Genomic DNA, 6,880 nt, shown 5'->3' with positions numbered 1-6,880 from the left:
AGGCTTTCAATGGACGCTTCCGGGCGGAGTGTTTGAACACCCACTGGTTCCTGACGCTTGCAGACGCCCGCGAAAAGTTGGAGGAGTGGCGCAGACACTACAACGAGGATCGGCCGCATGGCGCCATCGGCAACAAGCCCCCGATCACGCTGATGAATCCCGGTGACGTACCCAGCCCGTCACCGTGACCATGGCTGGGAAACTCTAGCCCCGGGTGGTCCAGAGAACGGTGTCGGATCAAAAACGGCCCGGCTCTAATCCCAGCTGGTGGAAAGCTGGGGGTCACGTCACGTTCGCCGCAGGCGTCGAGGCCGACAAGGAGGCGGTGGCCGCCGCGATCTCGACGCCGTGGTCCAGCGGTCAGATCGAAGGCATCAACCGCCTGAAGGTCATCAAGCGCCAGATGTACGGGCGCGCAAAAATCGCCCTGCTCAAGGCCAGACTTATGCGTCCGCATGACTCGGATTGCATAGAAGGTGAGTCAGCCCCCGTTGGACGCCGATTGACAACATGGTGGCCTGGATCAGATTGGAATGGCTGGCCGGTATGGTCGAAATGCGCAGCATTGCGCGCTTTTGCAACATCGATGCCGATAAAAAGTTCTGTGACATGTTCTACGGTTCGTCCTCCGGTGTGAGGATCGGCTCGGCCCACCCGTGCAATCCTCGGATCACCAGCGAAGACGAGGCAACCTCTCCAGCGAGACAGGCATACAATTCTCGGTGCTACTCAACATTCCCTTGGATCACCGATCCTGCGCTGGCTAAATAAGGCTTTCAGATCATCGTTTTTGCGCGCGCCCTAGCGCAAACAGGATGGCAGGCCAGAAGCAGGTGGCCACGAAATCGCCAAGCGTGTCGGGAATGTCGACCCGGCCCGCGTAAAGCGCATCGAGCACTTCGTTGCCACTTTCCAATAGGATGACCATGAGCAGGGGCAGGAGATGTCCCATCCGCTTCCTGGTCAGCGCCAGCGTGATCGTCCAGATCGCCATCCCGGCATAAGTGTGCGCGAACTTGTCCGGCGCTGGGCAGGTCGCGACGATTTGGTCGATAACGTGATGATACCGGGCGACAAAGCTCATACCCCCTTATGCTGCAGATGCGAAAGATTGGCCAGCGGATAGTGCCGGGATACTTGTCGGGGCAGGGGTGGCGGCGTCGCGGCGCGTCCTCTTCGACGATTTGCCAGTGCCTGGCAGACGCGTACTGCGGCGAGGAGTAACCCTTCGCCGTCTGGTCCAGTGTGGGGTGGGATGAGCTCACCTCTATAGGCTTGCTGGGCGTCGAGTGGGTTAGCGTTTGGTCCTTCGCTTCTGGTGAGCAGGGGTGGGCTTCTTCTTCCCGATGTATAGTTCCAGGGCTTTGTCTGGCTGGCATCGCGCGGGAATCTCACGCTCCTGGTGGTGCCTTCGCGCCGCAGCGCTTTGTCATTTGTGGCCGCGTACCGGTCGGCGCCGTCTAGCTCAGGCGGCGTGGGCGGTGTCTCGGTGCCGCTTGTCTGATCAGGCCTGGTCAGTGTCTTCGCTACGGTCCAGCCAGCTGTGGGACGGCTGCCGCGTTGTTTCGTAACCGTGCCGTGTTCTATCGGTTTGTCGGTGGTCTGTTCCTTCGGAGCGGGGCTTGCAGTCTCCTGACCTGCTTTGAGCACGCTCGGTGCGGGGCCAATGGTTGCTGGGTGCCGTCAGGGTGCCAGGGTTGTCCTGGGCCTCTCTGGGTGAGGTCACGATGTTGGAGTGATCAAGCTCGGGCGTCTCAGGCCGGCTTGGCCTGACCGCGCTCTCCTTCCGCTGTGCTTCAGCCGAGCCGGCTGTGCCGTCTCGTCGGCAGTGCCGGCACGATCGCTGACACTTGGCCCGGCCTTTGCTGGCCGCGCCTGTCGGTCCGCCTGTGGCTGCCCTCCGGTTGTCGCCGCGCTTTGGGTGCGCGGCGGCGTTTGCCTCGGCTCCAGGGTGACGGGGGGCGTCACGGCCCTGTAGCCCCGCCGCGACGGGGTGCAACCCGGCCCGCTGCGCGGCTCCGGGTGCTCCACTGCGTTGCGCCCTGCGGTGCACCCCGCCGCCTGATGCGGGGCTCTTGGTCCGCTCCTGCCGCCCCCCGCCACCCCGGCGCCGGGCCATGGCGGTTTAAGGAGCTTGAAGACCATGAGCACCGTGAACACGAGCGAACGCCAGTCCCTCTATGCCGAGGTGACCTCCCGCATCATTGCCGAACTCGAAGCCGGGCGCCTGCCCTGGGTGCAGCCGTGGGACGCCAGCCGCTGTCCCTGCACGCTGCCGCACAGTGCTGGTTCGGGTAGGCCCTATTCGGGCATAAACATTCTCATTCTCTGGACCTCTGCCATCGAGCAGGGCTTTTCCTCGCAGCGCTGGTTGACCTATCGCCAGGTCGAAGCAGCCGGTGGCCATGTCCGGCGCGGCGAGAAGGGCACGGTGGTCTGCTATGCCGATCGCTTCACCCCGCGCGAAGAAGCCGCCAAGGCCAGGGACGAAGACCGCGAAGCGCGCACGGTGGCCTTTCTCAGGCGCTTTACCGTGTTCAACCTCGACCAGTGCGAGGACCTGCCCGAAGACATGATTGCCCCGGTGATGCCAATTGCGCCCGAGCTGGCGATTGCCGGGGCCGATCGCGTGATCCAGGCCAGCGGGGTGACCTTCCGTATCGGCGGCGGGGAAGCGTTCTATTCCCCCACCCATGACGTGGTGCAGGTGCCGCCCCAGGCTGCTTTCCTCGAGCCGATCAACTGGTTCCGCACGGCCCTACACGAACTGGGCCATGCCACGGGCCACAAGAGCCGGCTGGATCGTGATCAGACCGGCGAGTTTGGCTCTGCGTCCTACGCGAAAGAGGAACTTGTCGCGGAAATGGCCAGTGCCTTTGCCTGTGCGGCGCTGGGCATTGTTCCGACGGTGCGGCACGCCGACTACATCGGCGCATGGCTGGAAGTGCTGTGCGCCGACGAGAAGGCGATTTTCCGCGCCGCCAGTGCGGCGAGCAAGGCGGCCGACTTCCTGCTGGCCTGTGGGGAGGACCGGTCATGAGCCCGCCTCTCCCGCCCGAATGGGGCAAGCCGGTGCTGCCGACCATATCACCGTGCACGTTCTGGCGCCGGGGGCAGCGTGGCCTGCGCCGCATGACCAAGCGGCAGCGGGCGATCTTCAGGGCGGTGCGCTTCGAGGGCGCCAGCTATGCCGAGATGGCCCAGCGTCATGGCATCAGCGTCGAGGCGGTGCAGGCCGAGCTGGCCAAGGCCATCTCCACGCTGACCCGCGCGGTCTATGGGCACTGGTGGCAGCGCTGGTGGCCGTGGTGAAAAATTCAGGCCGCCCGATGACTTGCCATCGGGCGGCCATCGCGACAGGGTAGCCATGTCATGCGCAGCGATCTCGACCATCTTCCCGCCAACAAGCAGCGCGAGCTGGAGCGCGTGGTGCAGATCGTCTTCGAGGAATTCGAGGATGCCCTGGCCCTGGCTTCGCATGAGTGGAAGAAGAAGGGCCGCATTCTCAAAGTCATTCTCTACGGCAGCTATGCGCGCGGCGGCTGGGTCGACGAGCCGCATACCGCCAAGGGCTACCAGTCGGACTATGACCTGCTGATCATCGTCAACGACAAGCGCCTGACCGACCGGGTCAAGTACTGGGCCAAGGTCGATGACCGGCTGATGCGCGAGTACGGCATCGCCGGCACGATCAAGACCCCGGTCAATTTCATCGTCCACACCCTGCAGGAGGTAAACGACGGGCTGGCGCATGGCCGCTACTTCTTCATGGACGTGGCCCGCGATGGCATCGCGCTCTACCAGAGCGATGATACCGAACTGCACCAGCCCAAGCCCAAGACGCCGCATGCGGCGTTGGCCATGGCGAAGGAGTATTTTGAGGAGTGGTACCCAAGTGCGATGCGTGCGCACATCAATTTCAATGACGATTTAAAGCGAGGCTGGTACAAGGACGCGGCCTTCATGTTGCATCAGGCAACAGAGAGGCTGTACCACGCGGTTCTCCTTTCAGTCACTTTTTATACTCCACATGTTCACAATCTGGCGTTCTTGCGTACCCAGGCCGAGCGGCTCGATGTCCGTCTCATCTATGTCTGGCCCAGCGACAGCCGCAAGCACCGAGCCATGTTCGAAAAGCTCAAGGAAGCTTACGTCAAGGCGCGCTATTCCAAGCACTACCGGATCACCGAAGAGGAACTGGCCTGGTTGGGCGAGCAGGTCGAGGAGTTGGGCCGTGTCGTCCACGCCATCTGTTCCGAGCGTATTGCCCAGTTGGAGGTGACGGCGCGGCAGGCTGGCTAGTAGCCCAGACCCTTGTCCCGGGAAGGCACCTGACAGTGGCGTCTGGCAATAGATGTGGCAGCCGATTGTGACACATGTCGTGGGTTCCTAACGGAGACAGAGGTCTTGCAGATACGGGAGTTTGCCGCTCATCTTGGCGCGTACAGCTCTGGCCCAGCCTGGTGACCATCCTAGGCCTGACCACGACTGTGACGTCGCTTTCCGACAGCCCCATGCACGCCGATCCTCATCAGGTTGTCCTCGCGCTTTCGCCTGACACCTATCGCGTTGGGTTCCCTTCAACCCTCTTGGCCACTTGGCGAGCGCCGCCGCGTCCGAGATCTTGAAACCATAATTTGGCCAGGCCCTTGCCAATCAGACGCAAATAACCAGGCCGGATGCGATACTTGGCGCCTTTATTGCGGGGAGAGTGCGCAGTTCCCAGGCTGCGCTGGCAGGCCTGATGGTACGAGGCACGGGTCTGGGTCGTCGCCAGCCACGCTAACATAACAGTCTGCTGTCGCAGTGGCTTTGCGTCGACCGCAGCAGCAAGACGGCATTATAAACCGACGAGAATGCGCAAACGGAGATTATCCGAGATCAGCTGCCCCGCCCGATTTCGCGCGCAGCCGCTGGTTCGACTGTGCCCATGCAGCTTAGCGCAACGCGCGGGACTGGCGTTTCCATTCGTGCTCGGGCGGCATCGGCAAAAGGATTGCGGCACCACGGGTGTTGATCGTTTCTATGCGGACCGGCCGCACTTTGCGATGCCATTGCGACCAGCAGCAGATGCACCAGAAACGGTTGCGCACTTTAGACAAGCGATCGTCCCAGCCGCGCTTGTGGAAATGCCACCACAGGCCATGAGGATCGAAGGTCATGGAATGCCCGCAGCGACAGACCGGGCGCACCACCAGGCGCAGGGCGGCCGCATCGGTGAGCGAGGTGGGCTCCATCAGGCCCGCCGCGTTCCAGCGCGGCATGGCGTGTCACAGTTTCAGGCCGAGTTGCTCGGCTTTGGGTGAGGCGGCCTGCAGGCGTTCAGCGATGGCGCCAGCGAGCACGCGCGCGGCGTCCTCGCGCAAGGAGGGGGAAGGGGCGGTAATGCCGATGCGTACCCAGCCTGGGGCCTCAAGGATCGCGTCCGCCATGATGTCGAGATCGATTCGTTCCATGGCGGCATTGGAACATAATAGGAACATATGTGCAACCCGAACCGAGATTTGACTCTGCGTGGCGGGCGGGAGACATCTGGGTGATGTGCAATCTTTACCGCCTGCGCGCCAATCAGGCTGAAGTTGCCCAGATCTTCGCAGCCGAGGCGGTGCCGGGCGTGAACCATGCCGAGGAAGTCTATCCGGGCTATCCCGGCCTCGTCGTCGCGCACGGACGCGCAGGCGCGATGAATTGGGGCTTTCCCGTGGTGCTCAAGGGGAAGCAGGGCCAGCCGCTCAAGCCCAAGCCTGTCACCAATGCCCGCGATGACAAGCTGCACACCCCCTTCTGGCGCGACAGCTTCGCCCGGCGGCGCTGCCTGATCCCGGTGAGCCAGTGGGCCGAACCCGAAGGCGAGCCGGGTCGCATGACGCGCACCTGGTACGGCATGCCGGGCGGCGAGGTCTTCGCGATCGGTGGGCTCTGGCGGCAAACGCCGGAATGGGGCCAGACCTACGCCATGGTCATGGTCGAAAGCAGCGCCTCAATGGCCGAGGTGCACGATCGGATGCCGGTGGTGCTGCGCTCCGAGCAGTGGAACACGTGGCTGGATGCTGCCCCCGAAACGGCCTTTGCGTTGTGCCGTACCTGGCCCGGTGTGCTGTCGATCGAGCGCACTGCAGATCGCTGGGCTGGCGGTTAGCAGCGCAGTCTCGCATCCCGATCGGCGGTCGCGCAGGGGGGCTGCCCGCGTGCATTCCCTGGGCGGGCGAACCATAGTCCGCGAAAGCTTGTTATGCCCGATGTCGGGCGAGGGCACTGCGGTAAGGCTGTGGCGCGCCGACGCATCGTTCGGATTTACCGGGTTCGCTGGCGGGCGCCCCGCTCGTCGGGATGCCGTCCCGAGCCTGCGCAAAGCCCCTGCAATACCCCTTCAGCCCGCCGTGTTACCGGCATGCGGCCGGTGCCCGCACCTCCGGGACGGAAGGGGTGTTTCCCTTGCGCTGCGCTGCGCGGTGCATGGGCTTTTTGTTCGCAGGCTTTGTCTTGGCGCATCCCGGCGGGATCGGCCCGCCGGCAGGAACTGGAGTAAATCCCCATGAACTCGGTTTTTCTCTCTGGCCGCATTACCTCGGACATCGCCCGCTTCAATGCCGACAGCAAAGGCGGCGTCAGCTTTTCCCTCGTAACCTCGCGGCCGGTGGTCAAAGATGGCCAAGTACGCAAAGGCGAGGACGGCTATCCTGAAACCTACGACCAGTTTCACACGGTCAAGGCGTTCCGCACCCTTGGCAACACGGTCGCCAACCATAAGAAAAAGGGCGACAAGCTGATCGTCCGGGGCGAGATGTCGCGCGACGATCTGGATGAGAAAGCGCGACAATCAAGATGAGAATCCGGTGTGTCGGGACCGGCGCAGGGCGTAGCCCGTAGCCGGTCCCGA

9 protein-coding genes are annotated in these 6,880 nt (G+C 63.3%); 6 read left to right on the top strand and 3 right to left on the bottom strand.

Annotated elements, in window-relative coordinates; all coding sequences use genetic code 11:
- Positions 1 to 188 (top strand): integrase core domain-containing protein (locus ABIC78_RS21300; RefSeq protein ID WP_354491929.1); only part of this gene is annotated, 188 nt, incomplete at its 5' end.
- Positions 189 to 781: 593 nt separating this feature from the next.
- Here ABIC78_RS21300 and ABIC78_RS21290 read toward each other — a convergent pair.
- On the bottom strand, positions 782 to 1,084 hold the full coding sequence (locus ABIC78_RS21290; protein ID WP_354491928.1) for a hypothetical protein: 303 nt from the start codon (positions 1,082 to 1,084) through the stop codon (positions 782 to 784).
- Positions 1,085 to 2,143: 1,059 nt separating this feature from the next.
- On the opposite strand from ABIC78_RS21290, the gene ABIC78_RS21285 reads away from it, so the two are divergent.
- From ABIC78_RS21285 to ABIC78_RS21275, 3 genes are read left to right on the top strand one after another with little or no spacing between them, the layout of a single operon-like run.
- Positions 2,144 to 3,040: an ArdC family protein gene (locus ABIC78_RS21285; RefSeq protein ID WP_354491926.1), complete on the top strand. Its 897-nt coding sequence runs from the start codon at positions 2,144 to 2,146 to the stop codon at positions 3,038 to 3,040.
- The gene (locus ABIC78_RS21280) at positions 3,037 to 3,312 is read left to right on the top strand and encodes a sigma-70 region 4 domain-containing protein (protein ID WP_354491924.1); all 276 of its coding nucleotides are present in this window, start codon (positions 3,037 to 3,039) and stop codon (positions 3,310 to 3,312) included. Before ABIC78_RS21285 ends, ABIC78_RS21280 begins: the two co-directional genes overlap by 4 nt.
- 60 nt (positions 3,313 to 3,372) lie before the next feature.
- Positions 3,373 to 4,302 carry a HEPN domain-containing protein gene (locus ABIC78_RS21275; protein WP_354491922.1) on the top strand — a complete coding sequence of 310 codons (930 nt, stop codon included), beginning with the start codon at positions 3,373 to 3,375 and terminating at the stop codon, positions 4,300 to 4,302.
- Between the two features lie 635 nt (positions 4,303 to 4,937).
- On the opposite strand, the gene ABIC78_RS21270 is transcribed toward ABIC78_RS21275, so the two are convergent.
- On the bottom strand, positions 4,938 to 5,264 hold the full coding sequence (locus ABIC78_RS21270; RefSeq protein ID WP_354491920.1) for a hypothetical protein: 327 nt from the start codon (positions 5,262 to 5,264) through the stop codon (positions 4,938 to 4,940).
- Positions 5,265 to 5,270: 6 nt separating this feature from the next.
- Entirely contained in the window at positions 5,271 to 5,456 is a 186-nt protein-coding gene (locus ABIC78_RS21265) for a DUF6771 family protein (protein WP_054132310.1), read from the bottom strand.
- Between the two features lie 83 nt (positions 5,457 to 5,539).
- Here ABIC78_RS21265 and ABIC78_RS21260 point away from each other — a divergent pair, with 83 nt between their 5' ends.
- Positions 5,540 to 6,139 (top strand): SOS response-associated peptidase, encoded by a 600-nt coding sequence (locus ABIC78_RS21260; RefSeq protein WP_054132309.1) that lies wholly within the window; start codon positions 5,540 to 5,542, stop codon positions 6,137 to 6,139.
- Between the two features lie 396 nt (positions 6,140 to 6,535).
- Positions 6,536 to 6,829, top strand: coding sequence for a single-stranded DNA-binding protein (locus tag ABIC78_RS21255; protein WP_354491918.1), 294 nt, complete (start codon positions 6,536 to 6,538; stop codon positions 6,827 to 6,829).
- The last annotated feature ends 51 nt before the right edge of the window (positions 6,830 to 6,880 follow it).

Origin of the sequence: Novosphingobium sp. 1529 (assembly GCF_040544855.1) — a bacterium.
In the GTDB taxonomy this organism is placed as follows: Bacteria; Pseudomonadota; Alphaproteobacteria; order Sphingomonadales; family Sphingomonadaceae; genus Novosphingobium; species Novosphingobium capsulatum.
The sequence above is the reverse complement of the archived record's forward strand: the minus strand, read 5'-3'. Positions and strand labels throughout refer to the sequence as shown.